Origin of the sequence: Candidatus Pseudothioglobus sp. Uisw_016 (assembly GCF_048087635.1) — a bacterium.
Taxonomy (GTDB): domain Bacteria; phylum Pseudomonadota; class Gammaproteobacteria; order PS1; family Pseudothioglobaceae; genus Pseudothioglobus.
The window spans coordinates 835,629-855,768 of the sequence record NZ_CP159806.1 but is presented as its reverse complement, the minus strand read 5'-3'; the positions used below and the strand labels follow the sequence as shown (position 1 = coordinate 855,768).

Genomic DNA, 20,140 nt, shown 5'->3' with positions numbered 1-20,140 from the left:
GTTAGGTTTTGTAAACATTTTCTCGATCTCCATCAAATATGCAAACCATATACAAATCAACCTCGCCCAAATTATGAACCCGATGAAAAACGCCATCCTCAATCAGAACCATATCGCCACCCTCGATTAGTATAGTCTTATCATCAAGATCCATTTTTCCATTTCCAGTCATAATCATGTAAACCTCCTCTTTGCCAGCATGACTGTGGCCTTTTGTTGATTTACCAACATGAAGCGTTGTTGAGCTTATTACAAAGTTATTTAGTGAGGTGTTATCCTTAAGAATATAAGTTTCATTATCTTTAACAACTTCGCCATCAATATTATTAATTTTCATTAGTGAATTTTATATTTAATTATAAAGCACATTATTATCCATTGCTTTTTCAAAAAATAAAGTGCATTATGGCAGACAACTTAAAATAAAATTATTTAAGGACTCCAGTAGATGCTAAGTCCATTTTCTAAAAAAGTATAGATTGGCATTTTGCTTGAGTCTTTATACTCCATTGCGCTTTCTAGTGTTTGGAGCTTGCTAGATCCATTCAGATGCAGAAAAACATTTTTAGCATCAATAATCACCCTTGCAGTAAGGCTTAAGCGCTCATAAGGTGCAGTTTTTGGAGAAGTCGAAATCAAGCAGTTTAAATTATTTAGATTCATCGCCTCAGAAAGCTCATCTGAGCAAGGAAAAAGAGATGCAGTATGTCCATCAGAGCCCATACCTAAAACAATAACGTCAAAAGGAAGCGTGATATTTTTTAACATTTCTTCACTATTTTTTTGACCATCTTTAGCTGTTTTAGCGTCATTTTTTAACGGAATAAAATTGACCTTGGATGCTTTATTTTTTATAAAATGCTTTCTCACAAGCAATTCGTTGCTGTCAGCATTCTTAGGGTCAACCCATCGATCATCAACTAATGTTAAATCTACTTTTTTCCAATCAATATTTAAAAGCGAAAACTCTTTAAAAAGTGGAATAGGCGTACTTCCTCCAGAAACAGCGATACTTGCACGACCTCTTTTTTTGATTGCTTCAGTAAGAATTTCTCCAATACTTTGACATAAGTCTAACGCCAATGATTCACTATTATTTGTACTATAAAAGTCAACACAATCGGGTAAATAATAAGTTTTACTACTCCTCATGCCATTCATGTCCATTGCTCTGAATAAGTTGCTCACTCTCCTTGGGTCCATTAGTTCCCGCAGGATAGAAATACAGCTCTTGATTTGATTTTTTGTGTGCTTCTAAAGCATTATCACACCACTGCCAGGCAAGCTCAACCTCTTCCTTACAGAGAAATAAACTCTGATTACCATTGAGAATATCCATCAAGAGGCTTTGATAACCGCTTGGAATATTGAGTAATTTTTGAGTTTTTATAAAATCTAGGCTCATAGGGTCAGATCTTAAAGTTGAGTGCTTGTCAACGCCGTGGGGCTTAGTAAAAACCTGCAAAGAGATACTTTCAGAAGGATGCAAACTGATAATCAAAGTGTTACCTTTTAAACTTTCACTGTCTTGATCAAAGATATAGTGCCCATCAGATTTAAAATGAATAACAATTTGCGTCATTTTACTGACCATTCTTTTGCCAGTTCTTAAGTAGAAAGGAACCCCTTTCCAGCGCCAGTTCTGTATTTCTGCTTTAATACTTACAAAAGTCTCAGTATCACTTGTTACGTCTGCACCTTCTTCTTCAATATAGGCAAGTTTATTTTTACCATTGGTATATTGCGCAGAAACAAAATTCGACTCAATCCCTTCCTCATCAATTGGCTTTAAAGCTTCAAGAACCTTAACCTTCTCTGAGCGAATGCTCTGATCATTAAGGCGGTTGGGTGGCTCCATTGTTATTAGGCATAGTAACTGAAGAAGATGGCTTTGCACCATATCCCTTAGTTGTCCCATTCCATCAAAATACCCCCAACGGTCCTCAATACCAACAGATTCTGCGGCAGTTATCTCAATATAATCAATACTCTTACTGTTCCATTGACTTGAAAACAATGAATTTGCAAACCGAAGAGTGATAAGGTTTTGCACTGTTTCTTTTCCTAGATAGTGATCAATTCGATAAATTTGAGACTCATTAAAGTGCTTTAAAAGTTTGGCATTAATGTCCTTAGAAGACTCAAGATCATACCCAATAGGTTTCTCAACTACAATTCTGCATGAACTGGTTATTATTTGTTCGCTATTTAGGCCATTAAAAACGTTTTCAAAAAGCTTTGGGGAGATTGCTAAATAGTAAGCGACTGGCTTACTCCACTCCTTAAGATTTAAGCTTAGCACTTTGTAACTATTAGGATTCTGAAGATCACAGCAACAGTAATCAAAGTGATTCAAAAGCTTAGAAATAATATCATCGTCTAAGTACTCATCTGATACATTAGTGCTCAGAGCATCGTTTACTTTTTCTTTGAACTGAGACTTCGTTAGCTCTTGCCTTCCAACACCTAAAATCTGTAAACCATCATCAAGCATATGGTCACGCTCTAGATAATACCAGGCAGGTATTAACTTACGAATAGATAAGTCCCCTAGGGCCCCAAAAAGCACAAAGCTTTTAATTTTTATAGCAGCTTCAGGCTTCATAATTAATTACCCTTGATCCACTCAGTATGAAAAAATTCACCTTTTTTTGTATCTAGTCGCTCATAGGTGTGAGCACCAAAATAATCGCGCTGAGCTTGAAGTAGGTTAGCTGGCAATCTCTCAGTCCTGTAACCATCAAAATATGACAGAGAGGAGGTCATTGCAGGTATTGGCACGCCATGACTAATTGCTAATGAGCAAACTCGGCGCCAACCATCTTGAGATTTATTAATTTTATTTTTAAAAAAAGGATCTAATAATAAGTTTTGCAGCTCAGAATTAGCGTCATACGCATCTTTTATTTTAGTTAAAAAGGCCGAGCGAATGATGCAGCCACCGCGCCACATAAGAGCAATACCGCCGTAATTAAGATTCCAATTAAATTCTTTAGCTGCCTTTGTTAGTAAGGCATATCCTTGGGCATAAGAAACAATCTTTGAAGCATATAGTGCATCATGAATATCATTGAGAACTTGCTCCTTGTTACCTTTAAAAACAAGGCTTGGGCCACTTAACAACTTTGATGCCTGGATGCGCTCTTGTTTTATAGATGAAAGGTATCTTGAAAATACCGCCTCTCCAATTAGCGTAAGAGGCGTGCCAAGCTCAAGGGCAACCGTTGCAGTCCACTTACCGGTTCCTTTTTGACCTGCCGCATCTAAAATATTATCAACAAGATAAGTCCCGTCCTTATCTTTAAATTTAACTATGTCTGCAGTGATTTCGATTAGATAACTACTAAGTTCACCCTCATTCCACTTTTTGAATACTTGATGCATTTCATCGTTCGACATATCCAAGACATCTTTCATGATTTGATAAGCTTCACAAATAAGCTGCATGTCACCATACTCAATGCCGTTATGGACCATTTTTACAAAGTGGCCAGAGCCATCTTCACCTATCCAGTCACAACAAGGCTCGTTACCCTCAACCTTGGCTGATATTGCTTGAAATATACCTCTTACTTCAGGCCAAGCGGATACTGAGCCTCCTGGCATGATTGAAGGACCCTTTAGAGCACCCTCTTCACCTCCAGAGACGCCGGCACCAATAAACTGAAAGCCCTTGTCTTCTAGCTCTTTAGTTCTTCTGATAGTGTCGGGGTAATGAGAGTTACCACCATCAATAATAATATCGCCTTTGTCGATAAGAGGCATAAGTTTATTAATGTAATCATCAACAACTGGGCCTGCAACAACCATTAGCATAATTTTACGAGGCTTTTTAATTGAACTTACAAACTCCTCAAGATTAGCGAAACCAATAATATTATTACTCTTTGATCTATTGTTGATTAAATTATCTATTTGTGGAGTTGTGCGATTGTGCACAGAGATTCTATAACCATTTCTCTCAATGTTTAAAGCTAAACTTGAGCCCATAACGCCCAAACCAATTAGACCAATATCTGACAAATTCTCACTCATAATAATCTAGTCCCAAGGATACAGTGACTCGTTAGATTCAAGATTTGGTACCAGTCTTTGGTTCCTTTGCAAACCAAAAATTTGCTCCATATCACCTTCATCAAGATTAAAGTCATAAATGTTGCTATTCTCTTTTAATCTCTCTAGGTTTGAAGTCTTTGGGATTGCAACTGCATTTTGCTGAACAACCCACCTTAATGCAATTTGTGCAGGAGTCTTGCTATATTTTTCTGATAAATTAATAATTACATCATCTTTGGCAACATCACCACGGCATATTGGGCAATAAGCAACTGGAATAATATCTAAATTCTTCATTGAATCAAGAAGCTTAGATTGCGAGAGAAATGGGTGATACTCCACCTGATTGCAAAAGAGATCATTAAAACCAAGATTTACACATTCATTTAATAAATTGGAATTGAAATTTGCAACACCGATTTCTGTTGCTTTTTGACTCGCTTTAATTTCATACATTATTTCAAGCATGTCTCCTAAATTTGTTTCAAATTTTGGCCAATGTATTAGTAGTAAATCAACATAATCAGTCTTTAAATCTTTAAGGCTCTTTTCAAGTGATTTAATAATATTTTTATTTTTTAGTTGAGGTCCTTGCCCTCCTGAAGGAGTCCAACCCAGAGTATTAATTTTTGTTGCTAAAAACAACTCAGCTCTATCAACTCTCGAGTCAATGATTCCAGCACCCACTTCAGATTCATTTTCATACATTGCTGCAGCGTCAATATGACGATAACCTAAATCCAATGCCTCTGAGACAACTCTTGAGCATTCACTTTGCTTAAGGTCCCAAGTTCCCAAACCTAAAGATGGGATATCAGTGCCAGATTTTGAGAGTTTTTGATACATAATTTTATCTAATTCGATCTTCAGTTTCACTATCAAAGAAAACAGTTTGAGATAAATCAAAAGTTAATTTAACTTTCTCACCGCCTAAAACTTTAGAGTTTCCATTCAGCCTTGCAACTATTTGTTTTTCACCAAGCTCAACCACAGCAAAAGTATCTGAGCCTGCTGGCTCAACAACATCCACAACTACCTCTCTTTCTACTGAACTCTTATTCAAGGATGGATCAAGGTCATTTATTGATTCTGGTCGAATACCACAAATAACAGTTTTATCAATATATTGCTCAATATCGTTTATTCCATGAATTGGCAAACAAATAGTTTCACCTTTACTATTTTTCATTTCAAATTCTATATTTTTTTTATTTTTAGCAATTCTTCCTTCTATCAAATTCATTGCAGGAGCGCCCATAAAATTTGCAACAAACATATTATTTGGGTTATTGTATATTTCATATGGCGTATCAAATTGTTGAATACATCCATCTTTTAAAACAGCAATTTTTGTAGCCAAAGTCATTGCCTCAATTTGATCATGAGTAACATAAATAATTGTCGAACCGAGTCTTTTATGAAGACGTTTAATTTCTGTTCTCATATCAATCCGAAGCTTAGCATCGAGGTTTGAAAGTGGCTCATCAAATAAAAAAACCTCAGGCTCACGAACAATAGCGCGGCCCATTGCAACGCGCTGTCTCTGGCCTCCAGATAATTGACCTGGCTTACGATTAAGTAATTCACTAATTTGAAGTGTTTCAGCAACTTTATTTACTGCTTGCTCCCTTTCAGGTTTTTTTACGCCCTTCATTTCCATTCCAAAACTAATGTTCTGCGAAACAGTCATATTTGGATATAAGGCATAAGATTGAAAAACCATAGCAATATTACGCTTTGAGGGATGAAGTCCAGCAACAGAATTCTCTCCAATCTCAATTTCACCACTTGTTATCTCTTCTAGGCCAGCAATAGTATTAAGGAGGGTTGATTTGCCGCAACCTGAAGGACCGACTAAAACCAAAAAACCTCCATCTTCAATAAAAAGGTTTATCCCCTTTAATACCTCTACTGAACCATAACTTTTATGTAAATTAGTAATTTTTACTGTTGCCATATTTCTAACCTTTAGCTGATAATTATAAATAAACGAATAAATTAACCTTTGACAGCTCCTGCCATCAGACCTCTAACAAAATATCGCCCAGAGACGATATAAACTACTAATGTTGGAAGAGCAGCTAGAATTGCCCCTGCAAAATGCACGTTGTATTCTTTAACCCCTTGAGAAGAATTAACAAGGTTATTTAGAGCTACAGTCATTGGTATTGAGTCAAAGTCTGCAAAAGAAGCGCCAAATAAAAAATCATTCCAAATGTTGGTAAACTGCCAAATCACAGTCACTACTATAATTGGACCTGAACTTGGAAGTAAAACACGCCAAAAAATTCTAAAGAATCCAGCCCCATCGATTTGTGCAGCCTTTATTATTTCAGTAGGGAATGCTGCATAATAATTTCTAAAAAATAAAGTTGTAAAACCTAGCCCATAAACCAAGTGAACAAATACCAATCCTGACGTTGTTCCCGCCATTCCTAAAATACCCAACATTTTTGCCATCGGGATTAACACAATTTGAAATGGGATAAAGCACGATAACAAAAGCAACCCAAAGACAATTCCATGACCTTTAAATTGCCATTTAGTCAAAACATAGCCATTCATGGCGCCCAGTATTGCAGTTAACATTACTGCTGGTATAACCATAGAAATTGAATTCCAAAAATAAGGCTTAAGCCCACTAGGGTCAACACCAATTTGGGCAGTTGACCAGGCTGATCGCCATGGATCTAGGGTCCATACTTCAGGAAGATTAAGCATTCCTCCAGAGCGAATTTCCTCTAGTGGCTTCAAGGAGTTTGTAAGCATTACATACAAGGGGAGCAAATAATAAATTGCAAATATTATCAATATTAGATAAATAAATATTCGAGAGACTTTGATACTGTCCTTTTTACTTTTAGAATGATTTAAGGTCACGATGACTTCTCACTTCTTAGCTCACTATATAGATAAGGAATAATGATAGAAAAAATCATAAGAAGCATAATCATTGCAGAGGTCGCTCCAATACCCATCTGATTCCTAGAAAAGGTGTAAGAGTACATAAATGTTGCTGGTACCTCAGTCGCTCTTCCAGGGCCACCATTTGTTAAAGCAATAACCAAATCGTATGCTTTAATAGATAAATGCGCGAGTATTACAAAAGCTGATAAAAATGCTGGTCGGAGCAAGGGAATAATTATACGTCTATACATACGAAAACCGGACGCTCCATCAATTTGAGCGGCCTTCATTATCTCTCCATCAATGCCTCTTAATCCAGCAAGAAACATCGCCATAACAAATCCTGAGCTTTGCCATACTGCAGCAATAACTACTGTATAAATTGCAAAGGTTCGATTTTTAATCCAGTCGAATTCAAAACTCTCCCACCCCCACTGATGCATAATATGCTCAAGACCTATTCCAGGGTCTAAAAACCACTTCCATGCAGTTCCAGTAACAATAAAAGATAACGCCATTGGGTAAAGAAAAATAGGTCGGAGCAGGCCTTCTGCTCTAATTTTTTGATCTAATAAGATGGCTAAGAAAAGACCAAGCACTGTACAGATTAATATATATAAAATTCCAAAAATTGCCAGATTGTTTACTGCAATTTTCCAATGCCTTAGTCCAAAAAGTTTAGTATAGTTGCCCCAACCCATGTACTCGTAAGTTGGCAGCATACGCGAATCTGTAAGCGACAAATATCCCGTGTATATAATAAATCCATACACAAAAACAAGAATAAGGAAAAAACTTGGTGCTAAAACAATTTTAGGTAGTAAAAGTTGGAGATAATTTTTCATTTAATACAATTCTAATCAAAAAAATAGTTGGCGAACTATAAATTCGCCAACTATAAATAAACAAATTTAATAAAAATCTAAAGCAAGTTTAGATGATATTTAATTTATCTTGCTGCTGCAACTGCTGCAACCATTTCTTCTGCAGCCTCTTCAGCTGAAAACTCACCATTAAAATGAGCTGAAACAACATCAACAATTGCTGATTGGATCGCAGGACGGACAGTGTGACCGTGCGCCATTGAACCAAACAAGCTTCCAGCTGCGTTAGCTGCTGCTAGATCTGCCATACCTTTCTTTCCACAATGATCAAACATCATGTCAGGTACGTCAGTACGTGCAGGTACTGAACCCTTAACAACGTTAAATGCTGATTGGAAAACAGGGTTCATTACAGAAGAAGCCATAGCTTCTTGTGCAGCTGAACTTCCAGCGCCACTGAACATAGCGAACTGATCAGAGTTGAAAGTTACAGAACCTTGAGTTCCTGGGAAGCGAACACATACAAAGTCAGAACCTGGCTTTTGACCCGCTTTAAGGAATTCACCTTTAGCCCAGTCACCCATCATTTGCATACCAGCTTCGCCATTGATTACCATAGCCGAAGCTAGGTTCCAATCACGACCTGAAAAGTTGTCATCAACATATGAACGAAGAGTTGCCATTCTGTTGAATGCTTCCACCATTAATGGACCACCAAGAGCGTCTTCATTTAAATCAATCAAAGCTGACTTGTAGAAACCGTTTCCTAGACTTAGCGCAACACCATCAAAGATAGTTGCATCTTGCCATGCTTGGCCACCGTGTGCTAATGGAGTAATTCCGTTTGCTTTCATAGCATCAAGAACAGAAACTAACTCTTCCCATGTAGTTGGAGCGTTTCCACCAGTTGCGTCAAGAGCAGACTTGCTGATCCATACCCAGTTAGTAGAGTGAACATTTACAGGAGCTGCTACCCAGTCACCATTGTGCTTAGAAAAAGCTTGAAGTGCTGATGGAACAACCGAATCCCAACCTTCAGAAGCAGCTAGGTCATTTAAGTTAGCTAGTTTGCCTTGATCACCCCAATCTTGAATAGCATATCCAAGCATTTGAACTGCAGTTGGCGCGTTACCAGCTGTAACACGAGCCTTAAGCGTAGTCATAGCAGCATCACCACCACCACCAGCTATAGGCATATCTTTCCAGCCAATTCCTTTACCTGCTAGATCATCTTTTAATACACCAACAGCTGCAGCTTCACCACCAGAAGTCCACCAATGTAGAACTTCTACGTCGTCAGCAAAAGCCTGAGATGCACTAAATGAAAGAACTAAGCTGGCTGCTACACTTTTTACAAAGTATTTGTTTACCATTTTTGTTTCTCCTTATTACAAAAAAAAATATTTAGAGTGTTGAATTAACACAAAAAATAGACCATAGATTCTAAATAACTTTTTGTTAAATATCTAGAACTAGAAACTCACTATAGTTATCCTTTTTTTGAGTGTCAATCGTTTGATACAATTTGTAATACTTTGTTACAAAGAGAAATAATTAAATCAAAAATTTAATAAAATATATAGATATACTGTTACAAATATTTAATATGTAATATCATGATGGAACAAATTAAGCAGTCAATAATTACTAGTAAAAAACTTCTAATAGAACAATATAATGTCAAAAAAAGTTTCAATATCGCCCAATCAAATATTAAAAAAGAAGTTGATATTATTCTTGAGCTACAGCACAAAGAAATTCCAGTAATTCCAGAAATTGATTTTCAGTCGATTGTTAATGGAAATATTTCAAGCTCTGATATTACAAACTTAAAACAAAGAGGATCTGTAATTATTCGTAATGTTTTTGATAAGCTGCAGGCAAGTGAATGGAACGATGAAATAGGTGAATATATTACATCTAATGATTACTTTACTAAGTCAATTGATAGACAAGGTATGGATAATTATTTTTCACAATTAAAGTCAGGAGCGCCACAAATCTTTGGACTTTATTGGTCAAGGCCTCAGATGCTTGCAAGACAATCGCAATCAATGGCAATTACTAAAAAATTCCTAAACTCAATGTGGGATGTCTCGAGCCCAAATGGAGATGAGTTTGATCCAAATAACGATTATATGTATGCGGATAGAATTCGTCGACGCGAGCCTGGCGATGAAACCTTAGGATTATCTCCCCATATTGATGGCGGCTCATTTGAACGCTGGACTGATCCAGCATTTCAAAAAGTATACCACTCTGTATTTAATGGCGAACTAGATTCTTATGACCCCTGGAATGCAGCATTTAGAACTCACACAAAGGAATACAAATCTCCTGCAGTTTGTTCAATGTTTAGAACATTTCAAGGGTGGACTGCGCTTACTTCACAAGGGCCATCTGATGGAACTCTGTCTCTTATTCCAATTGCTAACAGTATGGGGTACCTTTTATTGCGCGCCTTGCAGGATGACATCCCTGCTGATAATCTTTGTGATGCCACGCCAGGAAGACCGCTCTTAATATCACCCGATTATCACAAAGACCTATTATCTGGCTTGGTAACAATTCAGGAGGTAAATCCTGGAGATACAGTCTGGTGGCACCCTGATTTGACTCACTCAGTGGCTGATAAGCACACAGGAAAAGATTACTCAAATGTAATGTTTATAGGAGCTTCGCCAAAATGCGCTAAAAATTTAGACTACACAAAGCGACAAACTGAAAACTTTTTGCTTGGCAAAAGTCCTCCTGATTTTGCTTCCGAAGACTACGAAGTAGACTTTAAAGGAAGGTTCTCTATTGATCAGTTGTCTGACTTAGGTCGAACTCAAATGGCACTCTAGAGGAGTGATGATGTTTAATTGGTGAATCATCTGACAGATCAATTAAAAAACTGTACCAAGATAAATATTTTTTGTCTGCTTTACTGCCTAAACAAAAAACATAGCTACCCGTCATTAAAAAAATATTTCCAGGTAACTCCTTGGATATAGCATCTTCAACATTAATCTCTACAGAAGCACCTCCATTAAAAGCAACTTCAAAATAACCTTTAATCTCATTATTACTTGCTAAAAGTTTTGGTAGAAAGGTCGGTAAAAGAGTTGCATTATCATGATATAAGTTCAAAATACCTTTCATATCAGCATTATTAAAAAAGTCTGCCCATTGCTCAATTATATTTTCAGGTGTCATAAATATATAAATCTTAATAAATTAATTAAGTATTTTAAACAAGGTTTCTTAGATTATTTTTAAAATTTCATAGCAAGCGCCCATTGTGTGATAATCCGTTTTTCCGGCTGGACTTTTAAGGTTATCATATTTATTATTATTTGAATCTAAAATGCGAAACCACGCGCCATATTTATGATCAATCATATGTTTCCAGCTGTAACTCCAGATTCGATCATACCACTCCCAATAATAATCATCGCCTGTTCGATTAGCTAATACTGCAGCTGCAGCTATAGACTCTGCTTGAACCCAAAAATATTTATCTTTATCACAAATATCTCCATTTGGTGAAAACCCATAAAATAAACCTTCTGACTCTGCATCCCAACCCATCTCAATTGCGTCATCAAACAATTCTATTGCTCTAGGAAGCAACCAATCCTCTTTAATATGCCTCTCAAGAATTAACAATAATTTTGCCCACTCGGTAAGATGACCAACTTGGAAGCCCCAAGGACGAAATAGATCATCAGGACGATCTTTATTATAAACCCAGTTAATTTCCCAGTTACTATCGTAATGTTCCCAAATTAAGCCTTCTGCGAGACTAGCTTGCCTAATACATATATTTTTTGCAATGATAAGCGCTCGATCTAAATATTTTTGACTACCTGTCGCTTCAAAAGCCATAATAAGGGCTTCACAGGAATGCATATTTGCGTTTTGCCCACGATAACTAGAAACTACTTGCCAATCAGCAGAAATTTCATCAGAATAAAGTTCATGCTCTTTTGACCAAAAATGTTTTTCCATTACATCAAAAGTTTCATCAATGAAGTCTTTGGCCTCTAAAATACCCGCCCTAAGTGCAGTTGAATATGCGAGCAACACAAATGCGAAACCATAACAATAATTAGTAGAATCTTGAACGTCTTTTCCCTCTAGAATCCAAGCATAACTTCCAGTTTTTGTATTTAAATGAAACTGTCTTAAATATTCAATTCCATGCCTTATCACGTCTTTATATTCATCATTATCAAGCTCAATTGAAGCCATTGAATAATTAAATATAAAACGGGTGCTGCTGACCAAGTGTCTTGTATCAAAATCATAAACACTTCCATCATCACGAAAGTGCTGAAAAAAACCACCATTTTCATTATCGATACAATGAGGGTGATAAAACCTCATAATCGATTTAATATGACTAATTAAAAATTCTTTATCTTTAAATATTGGATTACTTATTAAATTCATAAATTAGGAAAGTAAATTTCGACAATTAGTCCACCACCAGTTCGATCTTTAAGTTCAAGTTCGCCGCCATGGATATTTGCAATATTACGAGCAATACCCATCCCTAAGCCAGAATGTTCATCATTTAGTTTATGCTCTAAGCGGTAATATGGCTTAAAGACATTTTCTTTATCTTTATCACTCAAGCCTGGCCCTCTATCTTTAATCTGAATAAAGATACCTGTTTTCTTTTTTTGACCGGTAACCTCAACTCCTTTGCCATAACTAAGTGCATTATTAATTAAATTTGAGAATAAGCGCTCAATAGCTAAAGCTCTTCCTTTCATGACAATGTTTTCTTTAATATTCATCTTAATAGGCAAGCCAAGGATTTCTTCTTTTTTTAAGATTGCAGTTAGCATATTTGTAATGTTAACTTTACTAGTATTTTCATGTTCAGCACCATCAGTCATAATTTGAAGGCTTCCTTTCACCATGGTTTCAAGGTAGTCTAAGTCTCCAATTAAATCTTCTTTTATTGATCCATCTTCAATGCTTTCTACTCTAAGGCGTGCTCTAGTTAAAGGTGTTTTTAAGTCATGAGAGATTGCTGCAAATGATCGCTCTCTGTCAGCAATAAACTTTTGAATCCGCTTAGCCATAGAGTTAAAGGCGCGGATAGTAGCCACCATTTCTTTAGAGCCAGTTTCATCAAGCTGTCTAGGAAATCGCCCTTTACCTAATAAATCTGCTTGATGGGCCAATAATTGAAGGGGGTATACCAGCCAACGAACAAATAAGAAGGTGATTAAAAGCATCGTAACCGAAACTGCTGCAGAGGTAAAAATACGCTCACCATTGATCCAGTCAAAACTGAGCAATAACTCTCCTTGTGGAATTATTGTTGCCAAATACATCCACTCATTTTGCTGTTTTAACCTAAATTGAATTATGGCAATGGGACTCTCTTCCCTCGGAGCAATAAGGCCTAAGCTTTTCCATATTGGTGCAAGAGAGACTATTAATTGATTATTGGTAAGACCTTCACCAGGCCCATTAGGCGTTGTAATTTTAGTATTGCTAAAGCTTACAAATCTAATATTCAAATCCTCAACTTGACCAATTTGAGAATACAAAGTTTTTTCCAAGTTGCTACGAACTAGCTCTGAAAATTCAGAACTTGCAATTGAATTAGATTGGACATAATCCTTATTAACAGAGACAAAAAATTCAGCGCCAAAATCTAAAAATGTGCCGCCATTTTGTCTTAGTTGAGTCAAGGTTTGTTGTCGGTATTGGTTTGGAAGTTTTTCAAAAAAACCAACTGCTTGAGCAATTTGTGAGCCTAAATTTTGAGAAACTTCAGTCATTTTTTCTTTTTCTGATGACTTTAGCTGTTCAACCCAAAGCCATGTTCCTAGAACCTGTGCTACAAGTATTCCAATAAATAGGACAGAAGTCATCCTGGCTACAACAGTTTTAGGCATTAAAGAGCTTAAGGTAGAGGCTTTTATATTCAACTTTTTAAAAGGAGAACATACCCCTTGCCTCTTACGCTTTGAATGATTTCACCATCAAAGTGATTGCTAAGTTTATGACGCAGCCTACTTACAATTGTGTCGATTGATCGGTCCAATGGATCTATCTTCCTGCCATGAAGAAGTTCGCCTATTTCATCTCTACTTAAGACCTCACCTATCTGTTTATGAAAAACACAAAGTAGGTCAAACTCTGTTCCAGTTAAATCAAGCTGCTTACCATCAACAAATGCACTTCTTGCAGCAAAATTCATTACTATATGGTTATCTACATCTTCTTCCTTTACTTCCGAGCGTCTCAAGAGAGCCTTAATTCTTGCTAAAAGTTCTCTTGGGTTAAAGGGTTTACCCATATAGTCATCAGAGCCTAACTCTAAACCTAATATGCGATCTAAATCATCACTAGCGGCAGTAAGCATAATAATTGGAACGTTAGACTTTTGCCTCAATCTTCTGCAAACTTCAAGGCCATCAATCCCGGGCAGACCAAGATCTAAAACCACTAAACTAAATTTTGATTCATCACTTGCTAAGAAAGATTCTCCATCAGAAAAAGCTTCAACTTTAAATCCATTTTTTATTAAATATTGATCTAATAATTTAAGAATTTCTGGATCATCATCAATAATTGCAAGTTGTTTCATTCCTCAACATTATTCAGCAAAAAAAGGATTCATTATAGACAATGAGCATATTTATGCAATTTCAGTAAAAAAAAATGACCTTTGAGCCTTAAATTATTAATAATTCACTCCAGCTTGTTGTATACCTATTTGATCGAAAATTAGCTCTTGGGAGCCATCTATCATTGCCCACCTCACTGGCATACTTAACTGACTCATTAAATCTTTTATTAGCACTCTTTATAGCATTAGATTTTTGACGAGCTAACACCTGTGGTTGACTATTTTGAGTTATTGAAAAAAGATCTTGCTGTCGGTAGTTTTTGGTTAAGTTACTCAATACTACCCCTCCTTTATTAAAAGAATAACCAGGCTTATAGATAAGTCTTAATATTTGAGATGCCAATGGAATAATTTGCGATTCATCCTCAATAGCAATTGGCATTCCTACAGTTTTTGATAGATGCACGCAGGGTGTATTTTTTTTATGGGGATTCGTGTAAATAAAGACAGTCATAGTAGTCATTGCAAGCTTATGATTATTAAGCTTATTGACAGCCTTTCTAGTAAGAGCAGTTAAAGCTTGATTTAATTCATCAAAGTCGCTTAAATCAATACCAAAAGAGCGAGAGGAGACAATCTGCTGCCTTGTTGGAGGAATCAACTCGATAGGAATACACGATTTGCCACGAAGCTCTTGATAAATCTTTTTTCCATTAACGCCTAAAAGAGTTTCAATAACGCCAATATCTGACTGATAAAAGTCATAACTTGTATTAATTCCAATATGGTTAAGCTTTTTAGCGCTTTGTCTACCTATTCCCCATAAATCACCTACTTCGACCGATTGCAGTAATTTGCAATATCTCTCATGGGGAAGGTCATCTATATCAAAAACGCCATTAAATTTTGAATACTTTTTAGCAATACGATTAGCAAGTTTTGCTAGAAGTTTAGTACTGCCCATACCAATACACACTGGAACCCCCGTCCAATTTTTAACTTGGACTCTTAGAGACTGCATGTGATCTATTAAATTAAGAGGAAGTCCTGCTAAATCTATAAAACTCTCGTCAATAGAGTACACCTCTTGGATAGGAGAAAATTGACCAATAACCTTCATTACTCTAGACGACATATCTCCATACAAAGGATAGTTTGAAGACTTAACTACAACGCCCCTATTAGCAATCAAATTCCTTACTTTAAAGTAAGGGGCTCCCATTTTAATGCCCAGTGCTTTAGCCTCATTAGAACGAGCAATAATGCAGCCGTCATTATTAGAAAGAACAACGATTGGTTTGCCTTCTAGTTTTGGCTCAAAAACTCTTTCACAAGAAGCATAGAAGTTATTACAGTCGACCAACGCGAACTTAGCTCGGTTATTCATACTGATGTATAACTGATGTCACAACTCCCCATATAATAAGTTCGTCAGTACCTCCAATTTTGATGTCTTCAAAATCAGGGTTTTCAGCTTTAAGAGTTATGTTTCCTTTATATTTATGTAGACGCTTAACAGTGAACTCACCATCAACAACTGCAATAACTATCTTTCCGCTTTTAGCACTTAAAGACTTATCAACAATTAGTATATCGCCCTGCTGGATGCCAGCACCTAGCATTGAATCTCCTTGCGCTTTAACAAAGAAAGTAGCCTCTTTATGATGGATAAGATGTGTATTTAAATCAAGTGCATCCTCCAAATGATCATCTGCTGGAGATGGAAATCCTGCTTGTACTCGGGAAGTAAAAATTGGAATTGAAAGCTCCGTTGGATTGTCTTTAGTTAAAAAGACTTCTACTTTAGATTTAACTTGAGACTTGTAAACTTCAATCGTAGGAATAAGCGAATCTACAAGACTGATAGGTACTCTAATTACTTTGGTTTCCTCGTTAAAGCTGCCTGAGTTTTTTTTACGACCAGCACCCTTTCGGGCGCCTCCATGACTGGGTGTATTCATAACTAACTTGATTTATGTAACAATATTCAAGTTGGAATTATAAATTAACTAATAGTGCAAGTCAATGATAGTATTAAGAAAAAAATTATGCGCTAGCTAATTGGCGTAATTTTTTTGCTGCATTGCTATGGCGACTGATTAATTCAGACTCATCTTGCCCAATAATTTTTCCATCCATAACTTTCCACTGACCAGCAATCATAACTCTATCTGCTTTTTGAGCACCACACAGAAGTAGCGCTGCTAAAGAGTCATGACTACCTGAAAATCTAAGTTCATCTAATTTAAACAAAGCTAAGTCTGCCTGTTTTCCGACTGCAATTTCACCAATATCAGACCTACCTAAAAGCGCAGCTGAGCCTTTAGTTCCCCAATCATATGCCTTTTGATGGGTAATCTTGGAAGCGCCATATCGTAAGCGCTGTAAGTACATTGCTTGTCTAAGTTCAGCAATCATATTAGAGCCATCATTAGAGGCAGAGCCGTCAACGCCAAGACCGATAATGGATCCGGCCTCTTCAAGTTCAAGGCTGTGACAAATGCCAGACGCCAACATCATATTTGAAGTTGGGCAGTGGCAAATACCAACACCATTCTGGCCTAGTTTTTCTATCTCTTGCTTATTAAAGTGTATGCCATGAGCTAGCCATGTACGATCTGACAACCACCCTACACTTTCAAGGTAATCTACCGTCCTTAAGCCAAATTTCTCTAAACAAAATTTTTCCTCATCTATCGTCTCCGCCAAGTGCGTATGCAATCTAACATCATACTGCTCAGCAAGCGCTGCAGTCTCTATCATTAAATCAGTGGTCACTGAAAAAGGAGAGCAAGGAGCTAAAGCTATTTGAATCATTGCGCCTTCCTGATTGTCGTGGTATGTTTTAATGAGTCGCTCACTATCAGACAGTATCTGCTCTTTGGTCTGAACAACAGATTGCGGTGGAAGGCCACCATCTTTTTCTCCAAGACTCATCGAGCCTCTCGTTAAAACAACGCGCATACCGAGCTTTTGAGCCTCTTCCACCTGTATATCGATAGCATTTTCCAGTTGGCTTGGAAACAAGTAATGATGGTCGCTCGCGGTAGTACAGCCAGAAAGGAGAAGTTCAGACAACGCAAGCTCTGTAGAAACAGCCAGCATCTCAGGCTGAATATTAGCCCAAACCTTGTATAGGCTCTTAAGCCATGGAAAGAGTTCTTTATTTAGGGCTTCTGGATAGGCTCTTGTTAGTGTTTGATAAAAATGGTGATGCGTATTTATTAAACCAGGAAGCAAGACACTTTCACTCGCATCGTAAGTATCATCAATTTGAGTTTTAGGGCTGTGCCCTAACTTAACAATTTCAATAATTTTTTGGCCCTGAATAACAACACCACCCTCACAATTCTGTGCGAAGACGGCTGCTGGGTTTTTAATCCAAATAACGGGCTCATTTATATCGACCATAACAGCATTTGCTTAACCTTAATTAATTGATGATACACAGTCAAAAATTAAGGGAAACACCTTTTTCATTGAACCAGTGTGTGTCTTTTTTACTAAAACCAACTTTAACAGACTCGCCGCTCTTGATAATGGTTTGAGTATTTAATTTTATAGAGATTTCTTGATTGTCTATTGTTTCACCATAAAGATAGCTATCAGAACCTAGCTGATGATCAGAAGCATCTATTTCTTCATTAACTTCAATTAAACTCATAATTCCTCCTTCTCACAAATAATTAGCTCTGATTCAGAATCATTCAAAATCCGGCATATCTCTTTGGGTGGTTCTTGATCACATATAACTTTTGACACATCTTGAATTTGTCCACCACGAACATGTGCAGAACGACCAAACTTTTCGTGATCTAAAACTAAAAGACTTTCTCGTGAGTTATTAAGTATCGCCCTTCTAATCTGAACCTCTTGATCATCAAAGTCTAAAAGGACTCCATCCATATCAACTCCACCAACACCAAATACGCTAAAGTCAGTCATATAAGAACTAAAAAAGCTCTCTACAGGACTTCCAATCATATCAAAATCTCCACTACGAATGCGTCCACCAGAGCAATTAACTTCGAAAGTAGAGTTCGTACTTGCAGTTTGTGCAATTATTAAATTGTTTGTAAAAATCTTTAAATCTTTATGTCTTAAAAGTGCCCTCATAACCATTTCAGGAGTGGTTCCAAGGCCAAGGGATATTGAGCTACTATTTGGGATTAGTTTGGCAGCATGTTTTGCTATGGCTCTTTTAGCGACTCTGTTAAGAACCTGCCTTGTTCCATAAGCAAGATTACCTTCAGTTGATATGGATTCAACACCACCATGTTTTCGTCTCGCTTGACCAAAATCACAAAGTGCATTTATATCCCTTCTAACTGTTTGAGTGGTAATATCAAATCGCTCAGCCAGAGTCTCAACAGTAATAAACTCTTCTTGACGAAGAAGGTCTGAGATCTCAGCTTGTCGAGCAGTTAAATCCATTCTTATAATCAAAAAAGTTCATTTGAACTATAATTCTACCATGTATAAACAAATTATATTTGTTATAGGCATTTAAAAATTTATAGTACCTAAGGCACCTTTTTTATACTTAAAATTTATAATACTTACATACTGGTCTTGTCTTTAATAATTAACTTCATTATTGCAGGCATAAAGAAAAAGTCTGCCAACACAGCGACTAAAATTGTAATAAAAGTAGATTCAATACTAATGAGCTCTTGGCCTGGCGAAAAATACTCATACCGTTAATCGCTTTTCGCTAATCAGATCAAACAAATGAATATTTTTTAGATCGATGGAAAACCGCATTTTAGTGTTCTTATTTTCGGGAAAATATACGCCAGGGATACTGACTGTGATGGTATCGTCTGTTGCCGTCAGTTTTCCGTGTAGGAGAGTATTCGCTCCAAGCGGCTCAGAGTTCTGGATTACAATTTCCATCGGCCCATTAGGGTCTTGAATCAAATGTTCCGGGCGTAGGCCAATTTTCACTGGACCATTTACATTATTAAGCCCATGACCAATTTTAGTATCACGAATATAGATGTCTTGGCTATTTAAGCTTCCCTCAAAAATATTCATTGCGGGGCTTCCAATAAATTGCGCCGCAAAGACTGAGCTTGGCGTTTCATATACCTCAAGGGGCGTGCCAATTTGTTCGGCAATCCCATCCCGCATAACAATCATTCGATCTGCCATAGTCATCGCTTCGACTTGATCATGCGTTACATAAAGTGATGTCACTCCAAGCTTTTCTTGTAATTCGCGGATTTCCAATCGCATTTGGACCCTAAGTTTAGCATCAAGGTTCGAGAGGGGTTCATCAAATAAAAATACTGCTGGTTCGCGCACGATCGCACGGCCCATTGCAACTCGCTGGCGTTGTCCGCCTGACAGTTGTTTGGGCCTTCGGTCTAGCAATGGCTCTAATTGCAGTAACTTGGCGGCCTCAACAACTTTGGCGTCAATCTGCTCTTTGGGCATTTTGGCGATCTTGAGTCCGTAGCCCATATTTTGGCGCACAGTCATATGTGGATAAAGCGCGTAGTTTTGGAAAACCATGGCGATATCTCGATCCATAGGTTCTTTTTCGTTAACAAGGTCACCACCAATAAAGACTTCTCCCGCCGAGACAGTCTCTAATCCAGCAATCATACGTAGCAACGTGGATTTACCACAGCCAGAAGGTCCAACAATTACGATGAACTCACCATCTGCAATGTCGGTTGAAATACCTTGGATAACATCTGTTACACCGAAGCTTTTCTTGACGTCCTTAAGGGAAACTGTAGCCATATTTGATCCTATTATTAATTAA

Annotated in this window: 20 protein-coding genes; 1 reads left to right on the top strand and 19 read right to left on the bottom strand. The window is 37.1% G+C overall.

Features of this window, described 5'->3' with window-relative positions:
- Position 1: 1 nt before the first annotated feature.
- The 9 genes from ABXT69_RS04250 to ABXT69_RS04210 form a co-directional block, all read right to left on the bottom strand.
- Positions 2-337, bottom strand: a complete 336-nt coding sequence (locus ABXT69_RS04250) for a cupin domain-containing protein (protein WP_416679470.1) — start codon at positions 335-337, stop codon at positions 2-4.
- 95 nt (positions 338-432) lie between these two features.
- A complete protein-coding gene (pgl, locus tag ABXT69_RS04245) occupies positions 433-1,188 on the bottom strand; it encodes a 6-phosphogluconolactonase (protein WP_416679469.1) in 756 nt (251 codons plus the stop codon).
- A complete protein-coding gene (gene zwf, locus ABXT69_RS04240; RefSeq protein ID WP_416679466.1) occupies positions 1,142-2,605 on the bottom strand; it encodes a glucose-6-phosphate dehydrogenase in 1,464 nt (487 codons plus the stop codon). Before zwf ends, pgl begins: the two co-directional genes overlap by 47 nt.
- 2 nt (positions 2,606-2,607) lie before the next feature.
- Complete coding sequence (gene gnd / locus ABXT69_RS04235; protein ID WP_416679464.1) at positions 2,608-4,035, bottom strand: decarboxylating NADP(+)-dependent phosphogluconate dehydrogenase; 1,428 nt, start codon at positions 4,033-4,035, stop codon at positions 2,608-2,610.
- Between the two features lie 6 nt (positions 4,036-4,041).
- Entirely contained in the window at positions 4,042-4,902 is an 861-nt protein-coding gene (locus ABXT69_RS04230) for an aldo/keto reductase (protein WP_416679462.1), read from the bottom strand.
- A 4-nt stretch (positions 4,903-4,906) separates the two neighbouring features.
- Positions 4,907-6,013: an ABC transporter ATP-binding protein gene (locus tag ABXT69_RS04225; protein ID WP_416679461.1), complete on the bottom strand. Its 1,107-nt coding sequence runs from the start codon at positions 6,011-6,013 to the stop codon at positions 4,907-4,909.
- A 41-nt stretch (positions 6,014-6,054) separates the two neighbouring features.
- The gene (locus ABXT69_RS04220) at positions 6,055-6,936 is read right to left on the bottom strand and encodes a carbohydrate ABC transporter permease (RefSeq protein WP_416653444.1); all 882 of its coding nucleotides are present in this window, start codon (positions 6,934-6,936) and stop codon (positions 6,055-6,057) included.
- On the bottom strand, positions 6,933-7,808 hold the full coding sequence (locus ABXT69_RS04215; RefSeq protein ID WP_416653442.1) for a carbohydrate ABC transporter permease: 876 nt from the start codon (positions 7,806-7,808) through the stop codon (positions 6,933-6,935). Before ABXT69_RS04215 ends, ABXT69_RS04220 begins: the two co-directional genes overlap by 4 nt.
- Positions 7,809-7,912: 104 nt before the next feature.
- Positions 7,913-9,160, bottom strand: a complete 1,248-nt coding sequence (locus tag ABXT69_RS04210) for an ABC transporter substrate-binding protein (RefSeq protein ID WP_416653440.1) — start codon at positions 9,158-9,160, stop codon at positions 7,913-7,915.
- 243 nt (positions 9,161-9,403) lie between these two features.
- Here ABXT69_RS04210 and ABXT69_RS04205 point away from each other — a divergent pair, with 243 nt between their 5' ends.
- Positions 9,404-10,633: a YbiU family protein gene (locus ABXT69_RS04205; protein ID WP_416679459.1), complete on the top strand. Its 1,230-nt coding sequence runs from the start codon at positions 9,404-9,406 to the stop codon at positions 10,631-10,633.
- Here ABXT69_RS04205 and ABXT69_RS04200 read toward each other — a convergent pair.
- From ABXT69_RS04200 to ABXT69_RS04155, 10 genes are all read right to left on the bottom strand, one after another.
- Positions 10,587-10,985 (bottom strand): hypothetical protein, encoded by a 399-nt coding sequence (locus tag ABXT69_RS04200; RefSeq protein WP_416679458.1) that lies wholly within the window; start codon positions 10,983-10,985, stop codon positions 10,587-10,589. The genes ABXT69_RS04205 and ABXT69_RS04200 overlap by 47 nt on opposite strands.
- A gap of 48 nt (positions 10,986-11,033) precedes the next feature.
- Positions 11,034-12,224 (bottom strand): AGE family epimerase/isomerase, encoded by a 1,191-nt coding sequence (locus tag ABXT69_RS04195; RefSeq protein ID WP_416679456.1) that lies wholly within the window; start codon positions 12,222-12,224, stop codon positions 11,034-11,036.
- Positions 12,221-13,690: an ATP-binding protein gene (locus tag ABXT69_RS04190; protein WP_416679455.1), complete on the bottom strand. Its 1,470-nt coding sequence runs from the start codon at positions 13,688-13,690 to the stop codon at positions 12,221-12,223. The genes ABXT69_RS04195 and ABXT69_RS04190 overlap by 4 nt, the downstream gene beginning before the upstream one ends.
- Before the next feature lie 29 nt (positions 13,691-13,719).
- Complete coding sequence (locus ABXT69_RS04185; RefSeq protein ID WP_416653430.1) at positions 13,720-14,385, bottom strand: response regulator transcription factor; 666 nt, start codon at positions 14,383-14,385, stop codon at positions 13,720-13,722.
- Positions 14,386-14,473: 88 nt separating this feature from the next.
- Positions 14,474-15,754, bottom strand: coding sequence for a Y-family DNA polymerase (locus tag ABXT69_RS04180; protein ID WP_416679454.1), 1,281 nt, complete (start codon positions 15,752-15,754; stop codon positions 14,474-14,476).
- Positions 15,747-16,328: a LexA family protein gene (locus ABXT69_RS04175; RefSeq protein ID WP_416679452.1), complete on the bottom strand. Its 582-nt coding sequence runs from the start codon at positions 16,326-16,328 to the stop codon at positions 15,747-15,749. Before ABXT69_RS04175 ends, ABXT69_RS04180 begins: the two co-directional genes overlap by 8 nt.
- 85 nt (positions 16,329-16,413) lie before the next feature.
- Positions 16,414-17,778, bottom strand: coding sequence for an 8-oxoguanine deaminase (locus ABXT69_RS04170; protein WP_416679450.1), 1,365 nt, complete (start codon positions 17,776-17,778; stop codon positions 16,414-16,416).
- Between the two features lie 40 nt (positions 17,779-17,818).
- A complete protein-coding gene (locus tag ABXT69_RS04165) occupies positions 17,819-18,031 on the bottom strand; it encodes a hypothetical protein (protein ID WP_416679448.1) in 213 nt (70 codons plus the stop codon).
- Positions 18,028-18,801, bottom strand: coding sequence for a DeoR/GlpR family DNA-binding transcription regulator (locus tag ABXT69_RS04160; protein ID WP_416679446.1), 774 nt, complete (start codon positions 18,799-18,801; stop codon positions 18,028-18,030). Before ABXT69_RS04160 ends, ABXT69_RS04165 begins: the two co-directional genes overlap by 4 nt.
- A gap of 258 nt (positions 18,802-19,059) precedes the next feature.
- A complete protein-coding gene (locus ABXT69_RS04155) occupies positions 19,060-20,118 on the bottom strand; it encodes an ABC transporter ATP-binding protein (protein WP_416679443.1) in 1,059 nt (352 codons plus the stop codon).
- Between the last annotated feature and the right edge of the window lie 22 nt (positions 20,119-20,140).

Excerpts from the sequence above, each read along its gene's own strand:
- ABXT69_RS04180 (WP_416679454.1), bottom strand. The coding sequence starts at position 15,754 with ATGAATAACCGAGCTAAGTTCGCGTTGGTCGACTGTAATAACTTCTAT.
- ABXT69_RS04195 (WP_416679456.1), bottom strand. The coding sequence starts at position 12,224 with ATGAATTTAATAAGTAATCCAATATTTAAAGATAAAGAATTTTTAATT.
- ABXT69_RS04200 (WP_416679458.1), bottom strand. The coding sequence starts at position 10,985 with ATGACACCTGAAAATATAATTGAGCAATGGGCAGACTTTTTTAATAAT.
- ABXT69_RS04175 (WP_416679452.1), bottom strand. The coding sequence starts at position 16,328 with ATGAATACACCCAGTCATGGAGGCGCCCGAAAGGGTGCTGGTCGTAAA.
- ABXT69_RS04160 (WP_416679446.1), bottom strand. The coding sequence starts at position 18,801 with ATGGATTTAACTGCTCGACAAGCTGAGATCTCAGACCTTCTTCGTCAA.
- ABXT69_RS04205 (WP_416679459.1), top strand. The coding sequence starts at position 9,404 with ATGATGGAACAAATTAAGCAGTCAATAATTACTAGTAAAAAACTTCTA.
- ABXT69_RS04190 (WP_416679455.1), bottom strand. The coding sequence starts at position 13,690 with ATGCCTAAAACTGTTGTAGCCAGGATGACTTCTGTCCTATTTATTGGA.
- zwf (WP_416679466.1), bottom strand. The coding sequence starts at position 2,605 with ATGAAGCCTGAAGCTGCTATAAAAATTAAAAGCTTTGTGCTTTTTGGG.
- ABXT69_RS04250 (WP_416679470.1), bottom strand. The coding sequence starts at position 337 with ATGAAAATTAATAATATTGATGGCGAAGTTGTTAAAGATAATGAAACT.
- ABXT69_RS04170 (WP_416679450.1), bottom strand. The coding sequence starts at position 17,778 with ATGGTCGATATAAATGAGCCCGTTATTTGGATTAAAAACCCAGCAGCC.
- gnd (WP_416679464.1), bottom strand. The coding sequence starts at position 4,035 with ATGAGTGAGAATTTGTCAGATATTGGTCTAATTGGTTTGGGCGTTATG.
- ABXT69_RS04185 (WP_416653430.1), bottom strand. The coding sequence starts at position 14,385 with ATGAAACAACTTGCAATTATTGATGATGATCCAGAAATTCTTAAATTA.
- ABXT69_RS04165 (WP_416679448.1), bottom strand. The coding sequence starts at position 18,031 with ATGAGTTTAATTGAAGTTAATGAAGAAATAGATGCTTCTGATCATCAG.
- ABXT69_RS04225 (WP_416679461.1), bottom strand. The coding sequence starts at position 6,013 with ATGGCAACAGTAAAAATTACTAATTTACATAAAAGTTATGGTTCAGTA.
- ABXT69_RS04155 (WP_416679443.1), bottom strand. The coding sequence starts at position 20,118 with ATGGCTACAGTTTCCCTTAAGGACGTCAAGAAAAGCTTCGGTGTAACA.
- ABXT69_RS04230 (WP_416679462.1), bottom strand. The coding sequence starts at position 4,902 with ATGTATCAAAAACTCTCAAAATCTGGCACTGATATCCCATCTTTAGGT.
- ABXT69_RS04210 (WP_416653440.1), bottom strand. The coding sequence starts at position 9,160 with ATGGTAAACAAATACTTTGTAAAAAGTGTAGCAGCCAGCTTAGTTCTT.
- ABXT69_RS04215 (WP_416653442.1), bottom strand. The coding sequence starts at position 7,808 with ATGAAAAATTATCTCCAACTTTTACTACCTAAAATTGTTTTAGCACCA.